The organism is Mediterraneibacter agrestimuris (assembly GCF_943193195.1).
Lineage (GTDB): Bacteria > Bacillota > Clostridia > Lachnospirales > Lachnospiraceae > Schaedlerella > Schaedlerella agrestimuris.
The window spans coordinates 64,727-82,183 of sequence record NZ_CALPDG010000005.1 but is presented as its reverse complement, the minus strand read 5'-3'; the positions used below and the strand labels follow the sequence as shown (position 1 = coordinate 82,183).

Sequence of the window (17,457 nt, the reverse complement as noted above, 5' to 3'; positions counted from 1 at the left end):
TTATTTTGTATAAATCATACAATATAGGATACAGATTATGCAAGAAATGTACAATCCGTGCAGATTTTGGCATGAATCAATATGATTTGATAAAATGCACTTACATGAAACGGGTACAGTCAGGTATACCGATTATCGTCATGAATGAAAGTAAAGGGAGGAAGAAGAGATGTTAGCAATTAACATTGAAGACGTGATCAACGTCTTGAACTCATGCAAGCCGTATTTAATCGCACTTGGTGTGATTTTGGCGCTTGCGGTAATCATTACTATTGCAGTTATGAAACTGCCGAAACCAAAGAAGAAATTTGTACGTGCACAGAGCTGGACTGCGTTTCTTCTGGCATTGGTTGTTATTGTGAATATGATTTGCTGGGGACCGATGTCCAGCATGATTTCACTGGCAACAGGGAAAGGGGAGATTCAGGAAGGGACGTCTGATGCGGCAACAGAGCTATGTGAGCAGATTGCAAATGAAGGAATCGTACTTTTGAAAAATGAAGACGGCAATCTGCCTTTGGAAGACGGCACTAAACTTAACGTGTTTGGCTGGGGTTCTACAAACCCGGTATATGGCGGTACTGGTTCTGGCGGTCTTTCTGACGCATATCCGACAGTTTCACTGCTGGAAGGGTTGGAAAATGCAGGATTTGAAGTGAATCAGACGCTGGTTGACTTTTACAAAAGCTTTCGTGAGACACGTCCGACAGTCGGAATGTGGGGGCAGGACTGGACAATTCCGGAGCCGACAATCGAAGAATATGATGAGGCGGGAATTTTTGAGTCTGCAAAAGAATATTCTGATACAGCAGTTGTTGTAATCTCTCGTTCGGGCGGAGAAGGAGCGGATTTACCGACAAGTCTTGATCCAGAGACAGAAGATACTTTTCAGGATGGGGATGCTTTTGGCGCCTATGGATTGTGTTACAGCAGCCAGAAGGATGATTTGGACGCATCCAAACATTTCCTTGAGCTGACAAACAGAGAGATGGCAATGTTGGAACGTGTTGCAGCAGATTATGAGGATATCATTATTGTAGTAAATGCGGCAAATGCAATGGAACTTGGCTTTGTTGAGGAATATGATCAGATCAGCAGCGTACTCTGGTGCCCGGGAACTGGTCAGTCCGGATTCAATTCACTTGGAGCCGTTTTGAAAGGTGAGGTTAATCCGTCTGCTAAAACAAGTGATACATTTGTAAGAGATTTAACGAAAACTCCTACATATAACAATTTCGGATTTTTCGCTTATGATAATATGGATGAGTTCGAGGTCGATGGTTTGGTTCCCAGTTTTGTAAATTATACAGATGGTATCTATGTGGGATACCGTTTCTATGAGACAGCAGCAGAAGAGGGACTGATTAACTATGATGAAATGGTACAGTATCCATTTGGATTTGGACTTTCCTACACTACATTTAAGCAGGAAATGGGTGAGGTCAAGGAGAGTGATGGAGAAATTTCTGTTGATGTAACAGTGACAAATACAGGAGATACTGCTGGAAAAGACGTAATAGAAATATATTATAATCCTCCATATACAAATGGCGGAATTGAAAAGGCTTCTGTAAATCTTGTCGGATTTGAAAAGACAGAAATACTGGAACCTGGTGCAAGTGAGACTGTGACAGTTACATTTACAATTGAGGATATGGCATCCTATGATGATATCAGTGCAAAGGCATATGTACTGGAGGAGGGAGACTATAAGATTTCGCTCCGCACAGATTCACATACAGTTGTAGATGAGAAAGTTTATACAGTAGAGGATAAGATTACTTATGATGAAAGTAATGCACGTTCTACTGACGACACGTCAGCTACGAATCAACTTGATTTTGCGCATGGAGACGTGATATATTTGTCTCGCGCAGATGGATTTGCAAATTACGAGGAAGCAATAGCAGCTCCGGCAAGCTGCACAATGTCTGATGAAGAAAAGGCAACCTTTATGAACAACAGCAATTACAATCCGGAAAATTATAATTACGATACGGATGAGATGCCGACAACAGGAGCAAAGAACGGTCTAAAACTTGTAGACCTGCGGGGCGCTGATTATGATGATCCGCAGTGGGAGACACTTCTTGATCAGCTTACAGTAAGCGAAATGGATACGATGATTGCACTTGGCGGATACCAGACATCTGCAGTTGCAAGCATTGAAAAAGTACAGACAATCGACTGTGATGGACCTGCATCCATTAATAATAACTTTACCGGAACAGGTTCTATCGGATTTCCGGCAGGAGTTATGATTGCGAATACATGGAATGTAGACATAGCCGATGCTTTTGGACAGAGTATTGGGAAAATGGCTGATGAGATGGGGGTATCTGGTTGGTATGCACCAGCTATGAATATCCACAGAAGCGCATTTGCAGGGCGTAACTTTGAGTACTATTCTGAGGATCCGTTCCTTTCCGGCAAGATTGCATCTACAGCAGTTGCCGGAGCAGAGAAGGAGGGTGTATATGCGTATATTAAACACTTTGCATTGAACGATCAAGAGACAAATAGAAATAACCAGCTTTGTACATGGTTCAGCGAGCAGTCTGCCCGTGAAATTTATTTGAAGCCGTTTGAGATGTGCGTAAAAGAGGGCGGTGCAAAGGCAGTGATGTCAGCATTTAATTTCTACGGAACAATTCCGGCAGGTGCCTGCCCGGAAGTACTGAACAATATTCTCCGTGACGAGTGGGGATTTAGAGGATTCGTTCTGACAGACTATTATGGTGTATATGGATATCAGGATGCTGACCGTATGATCCGCAACGGAAATGACTGTATGTTGGTAGCTTATGATACGGAAACAAATCATCTGACAGATACAGAGAGCGCAACAAGTGTTAAGGCAATGCGTCAGGCGTGCAAGAATATCATGTATACTGTTGTAAACAGCCGGGCGTATGATGCAGAAAATCTTCAGACAGGTTTGCTTGGATGGCAGGTTGTAGCAATTGTAATTGATGTGGTTCTGGCAGCAGGACTGATCGCGCTTGAAGCAGCGGCAATTAAGAAATATAAGAAAAGAAGTGCAGAAGTATGAAACATCAAGATATCATAGATAAAATGACATTGGAAGAAAAGGCGGCATTTTTAAGCGGAAAAAATGTGTGGCAGACGAGAGACTACTCTCGTCTGGGCCTTCCGTCTATTTTCTGCTCTGACGGTCCTCATGGAGTTCGGAAGCAGGCAGGAGCAGGGGATCATTTGGGGTTGAACGCATCTCTTCCGGCAACCTGTTTCCCTACGGCAGCAACAATTGCGAATAGCTGGGATGAAGTACTGGGAGAGGAAATTGGTACCGCTCTTGGAGTGGAGGCGTCTGCCCAGGAAGTGAATGTACTTTTAGGACCCGGACTGAACATGAAGAGAAGTCCGCTGTGCGGAAGAAACTTTGAATATTTTTCCGAAGATCCATATCTGGCAGGTAAAATGGCAGCATCCTATGTGAAGGGAATCCAAAGCCAGGGAGTGTATGCATGTCCAAAGCATTTTGCGGTGAACAGTCAGGAACTGCGGCGTATGGCAATGAACTCGGTATTGGACGAGAGAACGCTGCGGGAAATTTACCTGACGGGATTTGAGATTGCCGTCAAAGAAGGCAAAGCAAAATCCATTATGACCAGTTACAATGAAATTAATGGTATTTATGCAAATGAAAATAAACAACTGCTGCAGGAAATCCTGAGAAAAGAATGGGGATTTGATGGAATTGTCATTACAGACTGGGGCGGTTCCAATGACCATGCGGCAGGTGTGGCGGCAGGCTCCAATCTGGAAATGCCTGCGCCGGGGCTGGACTCTGCAAGGGAAATTCTAAAAGCTGTTGATGAGAAACAGCTGACGATGGAAGAACTGGATGTCTGCGTAGATGATTTGCTGGACGCAGTTCTTGAATTGAGCAAAAATGCAGAGGACAGGGTACACTCCTTTTCAGAGACCGGACACCATGATCTGGCACGGAAAGCAACAGAGGAAAGCGCCGTACTTCTGAAAAACACAGACGCAATCCTTCCGCTTGCACCGGGAAGCCGGGTTGCTGTTATCGGAGATTTCGCAGTAGAGCCGAGATATCAGGGGGCAGGGTCCTCTATAGTGAATCCTACATATTTGGAAACTATAGAAAAAGTTATTGGAAATTATGATTTGCAGGTGGTGGGAATCAACCGCGGATATAAGAGAAACGGAGAGTCTGATGAAGTCCTGAAGAAAGAAGCACTGGATCTGGCGGCTGCCGCAGATATTATTATTTATTGTTTTGGATTGGATGAACTGAGTGAGTCTGAAGGTATGGACCGTTCTCATATGCGGATTCCCCAGAATCAGATTGAACTGCTTCAGGCAATTGTCCAGATTAATCCGAATGTGGTGGGACTTTTAAGTGCAGGCGCATCGATAGAAATGCCGTGGAATGATTGCTGTAAGGCGATTTTGCATGGTTACTTGAGCGGTCAGGCAGGAGCAAGCGCAATGTTGAATATTTTAATAGGAAAGGTCAATCCATCAGGGCGGCTGAGTGAGACCTATCCGCTGAAATACGAGGACACACCTGCTTTCCGTAATTTTCCGGGGGCGCAGAGGAATGCAGAATACCGAGAGAGTATCTACATCGGTTACCGGTATTATGATACAAGTAAGGTGAGAGTACGGTATCCATTTGGATTCGGTTTGTCTTACACAACCTTTGAATATTCGGATTTAAAAGTGGACAGAGACGGAGTTACATTTACTCTGGCTAATACCGGAGAGCGGGACGGCGCAGAAGTTGTGCAGATGTATGTGGGGCTGCCAAATGCCATAGTCTTCCGGCCTGAAAAAGAATTAAAAGGATTTGCAAAAGTATTCTTAAAGGCAGGGGAACGCAGGGAAGTAAGACTGAACTTTGATGACAAGACTTTCCGTTACTGGAATGTAAAAACCCATCATTGGGAAACCGAGATGGGGACTTATCATATAATGCTGGGAGCCAGTGTAATGGATATACGTCTGGAAGGCGAAATTGGGATTGCCGGATCAACAATTGAATATCCGTATAATCCGGCAAAACTGCCATACTATTATACTGGAATTGTACAGCAGATATCGGATGATGAATTTGGGGAATTGCTTGGACATCCGATTCCATCCGGTAAATGGAGCGGAGATTTGGGAGTTAACGATGCAATCTGTCAGATGTATTATGCAAAGAGCGGACTTGCCAGATTCATTTATAACCGTCTTACTTCTATGAAGAAGAAAAGCGAAGAAAAGGGAAAACCGGATCTGAATATTCTGTTTATCTACAATATGCCGTTTCGGGGAATTGCTAAAATGACAGGCGGTATGGTCAGTATGGACATGGTGCAAGGAATGGTAACGGTCGTGAACGGTCATTTTTTCAAAGGAATGAAACAAATAATCGGCGGATTTTTTGCCAATCGTAAGGCGAACAAAGTCTACGAGGCGAAGTTGACAGGGAAATAAAGCGGGGAGGACGGAATGAAAGAAAAATGGATGACAACGTGGAAGGCATTTGAGGAGAACCATCAGAAGCTTTCAAAATGGGTTTACCAGATTTTTTACTTTTTCGTATTCAGCATGGGTGTGACAGTATTCCAGTATCTGGTGTTCACATTTATGCCGGGGATGCTCGGCATGGAATTAGCAGGAACGGAGTTCATGTGGCCGCAGAAAGAAATGCGTATTCTGGGAGTTGATTTTACATGGAGCCTGCTTGGATATAATGTATTGAGAGATGCTTCGGGCGCTGTGGTGATCGGCGGCGGACTGGGATATTTTATCAGTTATGAAGTGGGTTCATTTCTGGCTCAGTGCATCAATTTCCCTCTCCAGAGAAATATTACGTTTAAAAGCAAAGGAAATCCGGTCTATCAGGCAATGTGGTATTTTATCGCATGGATTGTGATTTCTTTGATCTGCAACGGATTTAACAATCTGTGGATGCCGATTGCGTCTGCATATGTACCGCCGGCAGTATATAACCTGCTCGTAACATTTATTACAGGCGGTGTATCTATGGTGATCTTTTTCTTTGTATTTAAGATTATCTTTCCAGAAGGAGAGCCGGATAAAAAATAGTTAATAAATGTAACAGTCCAGCCTTCCGGCTGCACTGCTACAATGAAAAGCTTTGTTTGCTTTTTATTCTTCTCCTGGGAAGAAACTTTCAATGTATTCGGCGGTCTGCCTGATAAACGCATCTGTATCCAGATGTGAATTACCGATTGTCTGATGGATAGAGAGTCCATCAGACATCAGAAGCAGAAGCCATGCAAAATATCCGCCGGATACTTTGTTTGTACGTTCACTGATCTTTGCAGCGATAAGTTCGGCAAAGCATTTGTAGCGTTTGACCAAATGAGTACGAATCTCTTCATTTCCGATCATTGCATCATAAAAAAGCGGAAGGCGGAGTTTCACTCCGGATACATCACGTTCCAAAATATATTTGACAAGCCGGTGCAAGGAAGTATCTTTGTCGGCATTCTCTGTCCATTCACACAATTCTTGCCACTGGGTATCTAAATACCTGTCTGTAATTGCAAATAAAATCTCATTCTTATTTTTAAAATGATAATAAAGTGTTCCCTTAGAGATGCCTGCCTGGACAGAAAGCTCGGAAAGGGATATTTCGGAAAATGGTTTTTGGGTTAAAAGTTCTTCCGCGGAATCAATGATCAGACTGCGGACATTGTCTTTGCGCGGCGCCGCCATAGTGTCACCTCTTTGTAAATAATCGTGGTTTTATTTTACCCTGTTTTAGCTGAAATGTCTACATGCAGAAAAAGTGTGCATTTGCGACTTAATACATGTCTTGTATGTGATGGAGAAGCGGAGGAATGCTGTTGACATTACACAAGGATGTGATACTATATAAATATATAGTCGTACAAACGACCGACTCCTGAAAGAAGGGATATCAGTGGATTGTAAGAAGCTTGAAAAACGGATCCAAAAGATATATGGAAATCACATTCATGTAGAGGAAAAGGAAGGAAATGTAGTGCTGACAGGCACTATGAACAGTTGGGAAGATATTGTGAATGCCTGTGCGATATGTGTTGATAAAAAGCGGCGGTATCATGTCGTTAATGACCTTAAACTGGAGGGAACAGAGCTTCCGAAGATGAGGCTGCCAAAGATTCAGGATCAGGCATTGGACCGCAGGAGACCGGACGTGCTGATTATTGGCGGGGGAATATCGGGGGCAAGTATTGCAAGAGAGCTGATGAAGTGGAAGCTGGAAGTGCTTCTTGTGGAGAAAGAGTCAGATGTTGCAATGCATGCCTCGGGACGAAACGATGGAGAAGTACATCCGGGCATCGATCTTGGAAAGGGAACTTTGAAGCAGCAGTATGTCATTCGGGGAAACCGGATGTATGGAAGAATCTGCAGGGAATTGGATGTACCGTTTAAGCGATGCGGTCAGTATGTAGGAATGATGCACTGGGGAGAACTGCTTCCGGCATGTCTCTATGCATGGCAGAGAAAACATATATGCGGAGTCAGCGATACGAGGGTTATTTCGGCAAAGGCGCTTAGAAAGCGGGAACCACATTTGAATAAAGATATCAAATTTGCGATTTATAACAGCAGCGCCGGCAGTGTGTGTCCTTACGGGCTTACAATCGCCTATGCGGAAAATGCGGTGCACAACGGCGCCGAGGTGGCATTGGATACGGCAGTTCTTTCAATGGAAATAGAGAAAGGGCAGATTAAAAGTGTGCTTACAAACAGAGGTCGTATCTATCCCAAATTGGTGATCAACGCAGCCGGAACATTTGCGGAGGATGTGGCGAAGATGGCGGGTGACCGGTTCTACTCAATCCATCCGAGACGGGGAACCAATGCCATTTTAGATAAAAAAGTGGGAAGGCTGATGGGCGGAATTGCTTCGTGGAAAACGCTGAAAAAGACAGCGGAACACACAAAGGGAGGAGGGATTGTACACACAGCACATGACAATCTTCTTGTTGGTCCGGATGCAATAGAAACGTATGAGAAAGAGAATTTTGCGACAGAGAAGACCAGTATTGAACATAACTTTCAGAAACAGCGAGGAACAGTCAAAGAGTTGTCAGAACAGGATATTATCACATATTTTACTGGAGTGAGAGCGCCTACATTTGAAGAGGATTTTGTAATTGAACAGGGAAGAAAAACAAAGAATCTGATTCATTGTGCAGGGATCCAGTCACCGGGATTGACAACAGCGCCGGCAGTTGCAATGGATGTGGCGCGCATGGCGGCTGCAATGCTTGCCAGCCGGCAGCCTGTTGCGGAAAATGAAAACTACAATCCGCGCAGAAGGGGGATTCCGAGACTTCGGGAGCTGCCGTTGGAGAAGCGGAATGAAATGATACGGAAAAATCCTGAATATGGAGTGATTGTCTGCCGGTGTGAAGAAATCAGCAAGGGAGAGATCATCGATGCATTGAACTCTCCGCTTCCGGTTTATACAGTTGATGGAGTGAAGAAGAGAGTACGTCCGGGGATGGGGCGCTGTCAGGGCGGCTTCTGTATGCCGCTTGTGACGAAGATCATCAGCGAAGTGACAGGTATGCCGCCAGAAGAAATAACAAAGAGCGGTGAGGATAGCTACATTTTATTTGGCAAGACAAAGGCGGGTGATGTAGATGACATATGATGTAGTTGTGATCGGAGGCGGTCCGGCGGGACTTGCGGCAGCAGTCTCGGCAAAGAAGGCGGGCGCGGATGTTCTTCTTCTGGAAAGAGAAGGAAGTCTGGGAGGAATACTGAAACAATGTATTCATGATGGATTCGGGCTGATGCGTTTTAAAAAGAAGCTATCTGGACCGGAGTATGCAGAGCGGTTTATCGAAGAGGTCAAAGAGTTACAGATTCCGGTAGGGCTTTGGACATTCGTTACTAAAATAAAAAAAAATCCGGAAGGATTTTCCGTATGGATGGTCAGCAGAGAAGGTGTGTCCGAATTACAGACAAGGACGCTGGTTCTTGCAACAGGATGCCGGGAGCGGACGGCAAGACAGGTATCCATTCATGGAACAAGACCAGCAGGTATCTATACAGCTGGAACGGCGCAGCATTTTACAAATCTACAGGGGGAAATGCCGGGAAAACGGTGCGTGATTCTGGGAAGTGGAGACATCGGACTGATCATGGCAAGAAGGCTGAAGCTGGAAGGTGCAGATGTGCTTGGGGTATATGAGGTGAAACCGGAGCCGTCAGGACTTACACGGAATATGGTGCAATGTCTGGATGATTTTCAGATTCCACTCTATCTCTCGGAAACAGTGACCAGAGTATTCGGAGAGAAACGTCTGGAAGGAGTGGAAATCTGTAAGGTAGATGAACAGATGCAGCCAGTTGCAGGAACAGAGCAAAGAATAGATTGTGACACATTGATCTTATCTGTGGGACTGATCCCGGAAAATGAAATTGCAGAGAATTTACAAGTGCACATAGATCCAAAGACAAAAGGACCGGTCTGTGATTCGTCTGCAATGACCAGCATACCCGGGGTATTTTCCTGCGGCAATGCATTCCATGTCAATGACCTTGTAGATTATGTATCGGAAAGCGGAGAACTTGCAGGAGCGTCGGCGGCGAGATATGCAAAGATACAGAGCGTTGGGGTCGCTCAGATTCCGGCAGAAGCAGAAGGGGAGGCGGCATATGTAGTGCCGCAGTGTGTGCGTCAGGAGGACGTCCGCGGGAAGGTTACATTTTACTTTCGGTGCAAACGAACCTTGGGAAGGAGTGAACTGGTGGTCAAGACCGGAAGCCGGGTTATTCAAAAGAAGACATTTTCGGCAGTACGGCCTCCGGAAATGGAGAGGATTATTGTAGATCTCTTAAAAACAGAAGAGATCCGGGAGCCGATCGTGTTTGAACTGAGGGAGGTGGGAGCATGAAAGAACTGGTGTGCATCACCTGTCCGAACAGTTGTCATATGACAGTGGAATGGAAAGAAAACCGTTGGATCGCAGAAGGAAATCAATGTTCGAGAGGGCAGCAATTCGCCGAGGATGAAATGACTTGCCCGAAGCGTACATTTTCAACTACAGTGCGGACTGCATGGAAAGAGATACCGGTACTCCCGGTGAGGGTTTCAGAAGAAGTGCCGAAGGAAAAAATATTTGAAATTATGGACATAATCAATCATATTACAGTCAGGAAGAATATAGGACGGGATGATGTATTGATTCCGAATGTGCTGGGACTGGACGCAGATGTGATTGTGACAAGTAACTGCCTGAAGGAATATCTGGATGAAAAACAATCTCTGCTGCAGGCGGAGGGTAAAAGTGCAGTATAAGAGTAGCAGAATATAAAGGAGGACGTGTGATGAGTAAACCGTACAAAGGATTTGAGCCGTCATGGGTAAAGACGGCAGCGCCCGCAGACAGCTGGCGTTCCATTTTCAGATGGGGAGATCCAGATTTTGTGAAGTATCCGAAGGAATCTCTGTATAAGATGATGAAAGAGAAGTTTCAGATGACTGATGAGGATTTCAGTCATTATGACGGCAGTATCGGTATGGAGGCGGTCAGACTGGAGAATTGCCCGGTTAATCTCGATGAAAAACATATTGAAGCATTAAAAGAAATCGTAGGAGCGGAATATGTGCGTACCGATGATTATGCAAGGGTATCTGTTGCTTATGGAAAGACCGCTTATGACGCTATGCGTCTTCGTGAAAAACGGATGGACTGTCTGCCGGATGCTGTTGTATACCCGGCAAAGACAAAAGAAGTGGAAGAAATTGTTGCCTACTGTACAAGGGAGAAGATTCCGCTTTATGTATATGGCGGCGGCAGCAGTGTGACTATGGGAGTAGAGCCTGTAAAGAGTGGTATTTCGCTGGATATGAGACTTCGGTTCAACCATATCGTTTCTTTCAATGAGAAAGATCAGACGATTACCGTTCAGGCGGGAATGTCAGGTCCGAGGCTGGAGAAAGCCCTGAACAATGCGCAGCAGCTTTTTGGCGCAAAACGGGCATACACATGCGGACATTTTCCACAGTCATTTGAGTACAGCAGCGTAGGCGGCTGGGTCGTAACAAGGGGCGCCGGACAGAACAGTACCTATTATGGCTGTATTACGGATATTGTATTGTCCCAGAAATATGCGACACCGATTGGAAATGTGCAGACCAGCCATTATCCCAGAGAGGCAACCGGTCCGAATCTGAATCAGATCATGATGGGAAGTGAGGGAACCTTTGGGGTGCTTACCGAAGTAACGTTGAAGGTGTTCCGTTATATGCCGGAGAACCGGAAGCGTTTTTCCTACATTTTTACAGACTGGAAGACTGCTATGGCTGCAGCACGCGAGATGATGCAGTGTGAAGCCGGATTCTCTTCTGTATTCCGCCTTTCCGATTCAGAAGAAACAAACCTGATGCTGAGACTTTACAATGTCGATGATACGCCGCTTTGGAAGCTATTGGATATCCGGGGATTTAAAGATATGCAGCGCTGTCTGTTCCTTGGATTTACGGATGGAGGAAAAGGGTATTCAAAAAATGTTGCAGCCAACATTAGAAGGATCGCCCGCAAATATCATGGCATGAGTCTGACCTCTTATGTAACGAAGAGCTGGGAAAAGGGGAGATTCAACGATCCATATCTGAGAGATACATTGATGGATTTCGGAGTTGTCACAGATACGCTGGAATGTACTGTAAACTGGTCGAATATGGCAAAGGTACACAGAGAAGTACGAAAGGTCTGCCATGCACTGCCGAATACCATTGTGACAACACATATGTCCCATTGCTACCCACAAGGGGCGAACTTGTATTTTATTTTCATCACGAAAATGAGCGGAGCGGATAATTTCCGTGCATACCATACGACAATTCTGGACGCAATCCAGAAATCCGGCGCGGCAATCAGTCATCATCATGGCATCGGCAAAATGTTTGCGCCTTGGCTGGAAGGAAGTCTGGGACATACAGAATACGGTGTGTTTAAGGTGTTGAAGGACTACTTTGATAAGGAATATCTGATGAATCCGGGAGGAACGCTGGGATTGGATATGGAGGAAGAAAAGAAATATCAGCTGGATGAAGAAGTCCGTCATTATGAGTAGTGAAAAGAGTGCGGCATACTGATGTTGATTTGCAAAGGGAGGTGACTGATGTGGGACAAACACATATTATCCTTGCTTTTGATATAGGGACACAGAGTACGAGAGCGCTTCTCATATCATCAGAAGGGCGGATTATCGCCAAGGCCCAGAAAGGCCATCATCCGGCATATATTTCCAGGCAGTCGGGATGGGCAGAACAGGATCCGGATTTCTATTATCACAATATGTGCCGTGTGTCAAGGCAGCTGAAGGAAAGCTTCCCGGAGCAGTTTGGGCAGATCGAAGCCGTGACTTTGACGACAATCCGGTGTACGAGCGTGTGTCTGGGAAGAGACGGGCAGCCCTTACGTCCGGCGATTCTGTGGCTGGACCAGAGAAGAGCCAGGAAAAGCCCGAGATTAAAGAAATGGGCGGCCGCCGCAGTAAAAGCGGCGGGAATGACCAGAACACTGCGGCTCCAGTATCAAAAATCTCACTGTAACTGGATCAGGGAAAATGAACCGGAGATTTGGAGCAATACGAAGAAATATGTTTTGCTGGGAACATATCTGAATTATAAACTGACAGGAAATATGAGAGACTCTACGGCTTCTATTGTGGGATATGTACCCTATGATTTTAAAAACAGGCGTTGGAAGAAGAGTTACGATCTGGTCCGTCCGGTATTTGACATCCCAAATGGAATGATGTGCGAACTTGTTGAACCGGGAGATTTGATTGGCAATCTGACAGAAAAGGCAGCGGAGGATCTGGGACTTTCCGCAGATTTAAAACTAATTGCTACCGGTACAGATAAAGCATGTGAAATTCTCGGACTCGGCTGTGTCAACAAAAAAAGAGCAGCGATCAGTTTTGGAACAACTGCAACGATTACATTTACCACCAGGGATTATCTGGAACCGGAGAGTTTTATTCCACCGTACGATTCTATCCTTCCGGGACATTACACACCGGAGGTGGAAATTTTCCGTGGATACTGGCTGATATCCTGGTTTAAGAAGGAGTTTGCGCAGAAGGAAGTTACGGAAGCACTTGAATTGAAAGTTTCCGCAGAAGAAATTCTGAATAAAAGACTCAAAGAGGTTCCGGCGGGGTGTAACGGACTTGTGCTGCAGCCGTATTTTACCCCGAATCTGACTATGCCGGAGGCAAAGGGAGCGGTCATCGGACTTTCTGATATACATACAAGAATCCATCTATATCGTGCTATCATTGAAGGAATCAATTTTGCGTTGATGGATGGGATGCGCCATATGGAAAAGCGGGGCGGATTCCGGTTTGAAGAAATCCGTGTGGGCGGCGGAGGTGCGCAGAGCAGCGAAATCTGCCAGATTACGGCAGATATGTTCGGCATTCCGGTGGTCAGGACACAGACTTATGAAGTGTCGGGAATCGGAAGTGCGATTCCGGCATTTGTAACGCTGGGAGTATTTAAAAATTATAAAGAAGCGCTGCGGCATATGGTGCATAAGAAAGATGTGTTTCAACCGGATAAAAAACAGCATGCAGTGTACCGGAAATTATATGAAGAGATTTATAAGCAGATCTATCCGAGACTGTCGGAACTATATGGGAAAATTGGAAAAATTTGAATAAAGGAATTTTAAGAAAAGGGGCGGACAACATATATGCTGTTCGTCTCTTAAATATTTTGTAACAGTTCAGCCATGCACAAATCTACAAAAGCGGATTGGTAAGCTTGCTTATAACAAGACGTTTTTTGTGAAATATGCCAGATTGTATTTTACCATCCAACCTGATATGTTAAAATAGAAAAACAATACAAATAGAAATGCTGCTGTGGACACCATAGTTGTGAACAGTAAACTGATTATTAGTTATAGAATTTGAATATAATATCAAGGCATCAGAAAATGAGGAATAACATGAATTTTGCACATTTACACGTCCATACGGAATATAGTCTTCTGGATGGATCGAACAAGATAAAAGAATATGTAGACCGGGTGAAAGAACTTGGCATGAACAGCGCGGCGATTACAGACCACGGGGCAATGTATGGAGTCATTGACTTTTACCGTGCGGCGAAAGCAGCAGGCATCAAACCGATTCTCGGATGTGAGGTCTATGTAGCGCCAAATTCCCGGTTCGACAGGGAGATAAGCGGCGGCGAGGACCGATATTACCATCTGGTTCTTCTTGCGGAGAATAACACAGGTTATGCCAATTTGATGAAGATTGTTTCAAAGGGTTTTGTGGAAGGCTATTATTACAAACCCCGTGTAGACAAGCAGGTGCTTCGGGAGTACAGTGAAGGCATCATTGCGCTCAGCGCCTGTCTGGCGGGAGAAGTGCAGCGGTATCTGACAAAGGGACTCTATGAGGAAGCCAAAAAGTCAGCATTGGAGTACAGGGACATTTTTGGGGAAGGGAATTATTTTCTGGAATTACAGGATCATGGGATCCCGGAGCAGGCGCTGGTCAACCAGAAGCTGCTGCAAATGTCAGACGAGCTGGGGATTGAGCTGGCGGCTACCAACGACGTGCATTACACATATGCGGAAGATGAGAAGCCTCACGATATTTTGCTCTGTATCCAGACGGGAAAGAAACTGGCGGATGAGAACCGGATGCGTTATGAGGGCGGACAGTATTATGTAAAATCTCCGGAGGAAATGGCACGACTGTTTCCATATGCATTACAGGCCTTAGATAATACCCAGAGGATTGCCGACCGTTGTAACGTGGAGATTGAATTTGGTGTGACGAAGCTCCCAAAATATGAGGTGCCGGACGGCATGACTTCATGGGAATATCTGAATAAATTGTGCTTTGAAGGACTGGATAAACGTTACGGCAATCCAGATCAGTCATTAAAAGAGCGGCTGACATATGAGCTGGATACGATCCACAACATGGGGTATGTGGACTATTTTCTCATTGTGTGGGACTTTATCAATTATGCCAAAACGCATGGCATTGCGGTCGGACCGGGAAGAGGTTCCGCGGCGGGAAGTATTGTGTCCTATTGTCTGGAGATTACAGATATTGATCCCATCCGTTATCAGCTTCTGTTTGAGCGTTTCCTGAATCCGGAACGTGTGACCATGCCGGATATTGACGTGGATTTCTGCTTTGAGAGGCGGCAGGAAGTGATTGACTATGTTGTGCGTAAATACGGCAAGGACCGGGTGGTACAGATTGTCACGTTTGGTACGTTGGCTGCCCGGGGAGTAATCCGGGATGTGGGACGTGTTATGGATATGCCGTATGCATTTGTAGACTCCATTGCGAAAATGATCCCGCAGGAACTGAACATTACCATTGACAAAGCATTGAAGATGAATCCGGAAATGCGCAAAACATATGAAAATGATGAACAGGTAAAGTACCTGATCGACATGTCCAAGCGTCTGGAGGGATTGCCGCGCCACAGTTCTATGCATGCAGCGGGAGTTGTGATCAGTCAGAAATCGGCAGATGAATATGTGCCTTTATCCCGTGCGTCAGATGGTTCTATTACAACTCAGTTTACAATGACGACGTTGGAAGAACTGGGCCTTTTGAAGATGGATTTTCTGGGTCTGCGTACGCTGACCGTAATACAAAATGCGGCTGAGATGGTGACAAAGCGTACGTCGGATTTTGAAATGGACAAGATCGATTACAATGATAAGGCTGTTCTGGATTATATCGGAACCGGCAGGACAGACGGTATCTTCCAGATTGAGAGTGCGGGAATGAAGAGTTTTATGAAGGAGCTGAAACCCCACAGCCTGGAGGATATTATTGCGGGTATTTCTCTTTACCGTCCTGGTCCGATGGATTTCATTCCGCAGTATATCAAGGGAAAGAATGACGCAAATTCGATTACTTACGACTGCCCGCAGCTGGAGCCTATTTTGGCGCCAACATATGGATGTATCGTGTATCAGGAGCAGGTAATGCAGATCGTGCGGGATCTGGCGGGTTATACGCTGGGACGGAGTGATCTGCTGCGGCGTGCCATGTCTAAGAAGAAAGTGGACGTCATGAAAAAGGAGCGCCAGATTTTCGTCTATGGTGATGAGGAACACGGCGTGCCGGGGTGTGTGAAGAACGGGATCAGCGAGGCAACGGCGAATAAGATTTATGATGAAATGATTGATTTCGCCAAATATGCATTTAACAAGTCTCACGCAGCGGCGTATGCGGTGGTCGCATATCAGACGGCATTTTTGAAATATTATTATCCGGTGGAGTTCATGGCGGCGCTGATGACGTCAGTCATTGAAAATCCGTCAAAGGTGGCAGAATATATCTATGCCTGCCGGCAGATGAATATACAGATTCTGCCGCCGGATATCAATCGCGGTGTGGCAGATTTCTCTGTTGATGAGGGGAATATCCGTTATGGACTGGCAGCGATCAAGAGTATCGGACGTCCGGTGATCGGAGCTATTACAGAAGACCGGGAGGAATATGGTCCTTTTAAGAATCTGGAGGACTTCATCACCCGCATGCTGACAAAAGATGTGATAAATAAACGCACGATCGAGAACTTTATCAAGTCCGGCGCACTGGATTGTCTGGGCGGAACAAGAAAGCAGTTTATGGCAATTTATCTCCAGATCGTAGAACATGTCAATCAGGAGAGAAAGTACGCCATGACCGGACAAATGACCTTGTTTGATATGGTAGATGACGAGCAGAAGAGTGAGTTTGAAATTAAGCTGCCGGATGTAGGAGAGTATTCCAAAGAGAACAAGCTGGGATTTGAAAAGGAAGTGCTCGGCATATATATCAGCGGTCATCCATTGGAAGAATATGAAGAAAAGTGGCGCAAATGTATCTCTGCCACAACGGCAGATTTCCAGCCGGATGAAGAAACCGGACGGACAAAGGTACATGACGGAGCGAAAGAAATCGTGGGAGGTATGATAACAGACCGGACTATAAAGGCAACGAAAACTAATCAGATGATGGCGTTTATTACAGTGGAAGACCTGCTGGGAACAGTGGAAGTGGTGGTGTTTCCGCGGGATTATGAGAAAAACAGAGCGTATTTGGAAATAGATAATAAGGTCTTTGTCAAAGGACGTGTATCGGAGGAAGACGAGAAAGCCAGCAAGCTGATCTGTGAAAAGATTATTCCTTTTGAACAGACGAAGAAGGAACTGTGGATTCAGTTTCCGGACAAAGCCGTTTATCTGGAAAATGAGCAGATTGTGTTCGGCTATCTGGCGGATTCGGAGGGAGACGATGAGATTGTCATTTATTGCCAGGCAGAACGTGCGGTAAAGCGTCTTCCGCCCAACAAAAATATTCAAATCAATCCTCAGATTTTGAGCAGATTAATGAATCATTTTGGGGAAAAGAGAGTAAAAGTAGTTGAAAAGACTATTGAAAACCGGATATAAATGTTAT

10 protein-coding genes are annotated in these 17,457 nt (G+C 45.3%); 9 read left to right on the top strand and 1 reads right to left on the bottom strand.

Annotated elements, in window-relative coordinates:
* Nucleotides 1-169: 169 nt before the first annotated feature.
* From NFS18_RS04510 to NFS18_RS04500, 3 genes are read left to right on the top strand one after another with little or no spacing between them, the layout of a single operon-like run.
* On the top strand, nt 170-3,052 hold the full coding sequence (locus tag NFS18_RS04510; RefSeq protein ID WP_251388380.1) for a glycoside hydrolase family 3 N-terminal domain-containing protein: 2,883 nt from the start codon (nt 170-172) through the stop codon (nt 3,050-3,052).
* Nucleotides 3,049-5,472, top strand: a complete 2,424-nt coding sequence (locus NFS18_RS04505; protein WP_251388378.1) for a glycoside hydrolase family 3 C-terminal domain-containing protein — start codon at nt 3,049-3,051, stop codon at nt 5,470-5,472. The genes NFS18_RS04510 and NFS18_RS04505 overlap by 4 nt, the downstream gene beginning before the upstream one ends.
* 15 nt (nt 5,473-5,487) lie before the next feature.
* Nucleotides 5,488-6,087, top strand: coding sequence for a hypothetical protein (locus tag NFS18_RS04500; RefSeq protein ID WP_251388376.1), 600 nt, complete (start codon nt 5,488-5,490; stop codon nt 6,085-6,087).
* 63 nt (nt 6,088-6,150) lie between these two features.
* Here the strand turns inward: NFS18_RS04500 and NFS18_RS04495 are convergent, their stop codons facing one another.
* Entirely contained in the window at nt 6,151-6,723 is a 573-nt protein-coding gene (locus NFS18_RS04495; RefSeq protein ID WP_251388375.1) for a TetR/AcrR family transcriptional regulator, read from the bottom strand.
* Nucleotides 6,724-6,931: 208 nt separating this feature from the next.
* Here NFS18_RS04495 and NFS18_RS04490 point away from each other — a divergent pair, with 208 nt between their 5' ends.
* The 6 genes from NFS18_RS04490 (at nt 6,932) to NFS18_RS04465 (ending at nt 17,450) form a co-directional block, all read left to right on the top strand.
* Nucleotides 6,932-8,656 (top strand): NAD(P)/FAD-dependent oxidoreductase, encoded by a 1,725-nt coding sequence (locus tag NFS18_RS04490; RefSeq protein WP_251388374.1) that lies wholly within the window; start codon nt 6,932-6,934, stop codon nt 8,654-8,656.
* Nucleotides 8,646-9,905, top strand: coding sequence for an NAD(P)/FAD-dependent oxidoreductase (locus NFS18_RS04485; RefSeq protein ID WP_408631547.1), 1,260 nt, complete (start codon nt 8,646-8,648; stop codon nt 9,903-9,905). The genes NFS18_RS04490 and NFS18_RS04485 overlap by 11 nt, the downstream gene beginning before the upstream one ends.
* Nucleotides 9,902-10,309 carry a DUF1667 domain-containing protein gene (locus NFS18_RS04480; RefSeq protein WP_251388373.1) on the top strand — a complete coding sequence of 136 codons (408 nt, stop codon included), beginning with the start codon at nt 9,902-9,904 and terminating at the stop codon, nt 10,307-10,309. Before NFS18_RS04485 ends, NFS18_RS04480 begins: the two co-directional genes overlap by 4 nt.
* Before the next feature lie 29 nt (nt 10,310-10,338).
* On the top strand, nt 10,339-12,090 hold the full coding sequence (locus NFS18_RS04475; RefSeq protein ID WP_251388372.1) for an FAD-binding oxidoreductase: 1,752 nt from the start codon (nt 10,339-10,341) through the stop codon (nt 12,088-12,090).
* Nucleotides 12,091-12,140: 50 nt separating this feature from the next.
* Nucleotides 12,141-13,682: an FGGY-family carbohydrate kinase gene (locus NFS18_RS04470; protein ID WP_251388370.1), complete on the top strand. Its 1,542-nt coding sequence runs from the start codon at nt 12,141-12,143 to the stop codon at nt 13,680-13,682.
* Between the two features lie 294 nt (nt 13,683-13,976).
* Nucleotides 13,977-17,450 carry a DNA polymerase III subunit alpha gene (locus NFS18_RS04465; RefSeq protein WP_251388368.1) on the top strand — a complete coding sequence of 1,158 codons (3,474 nt, stop codon included), beginning with the start codon at nt 13,977-13,979 and terminating at the stop codon, nt 17,448-17,450.
* Nucleotides 17,451-17,457 lie beyond the last annotated feature (7 nt).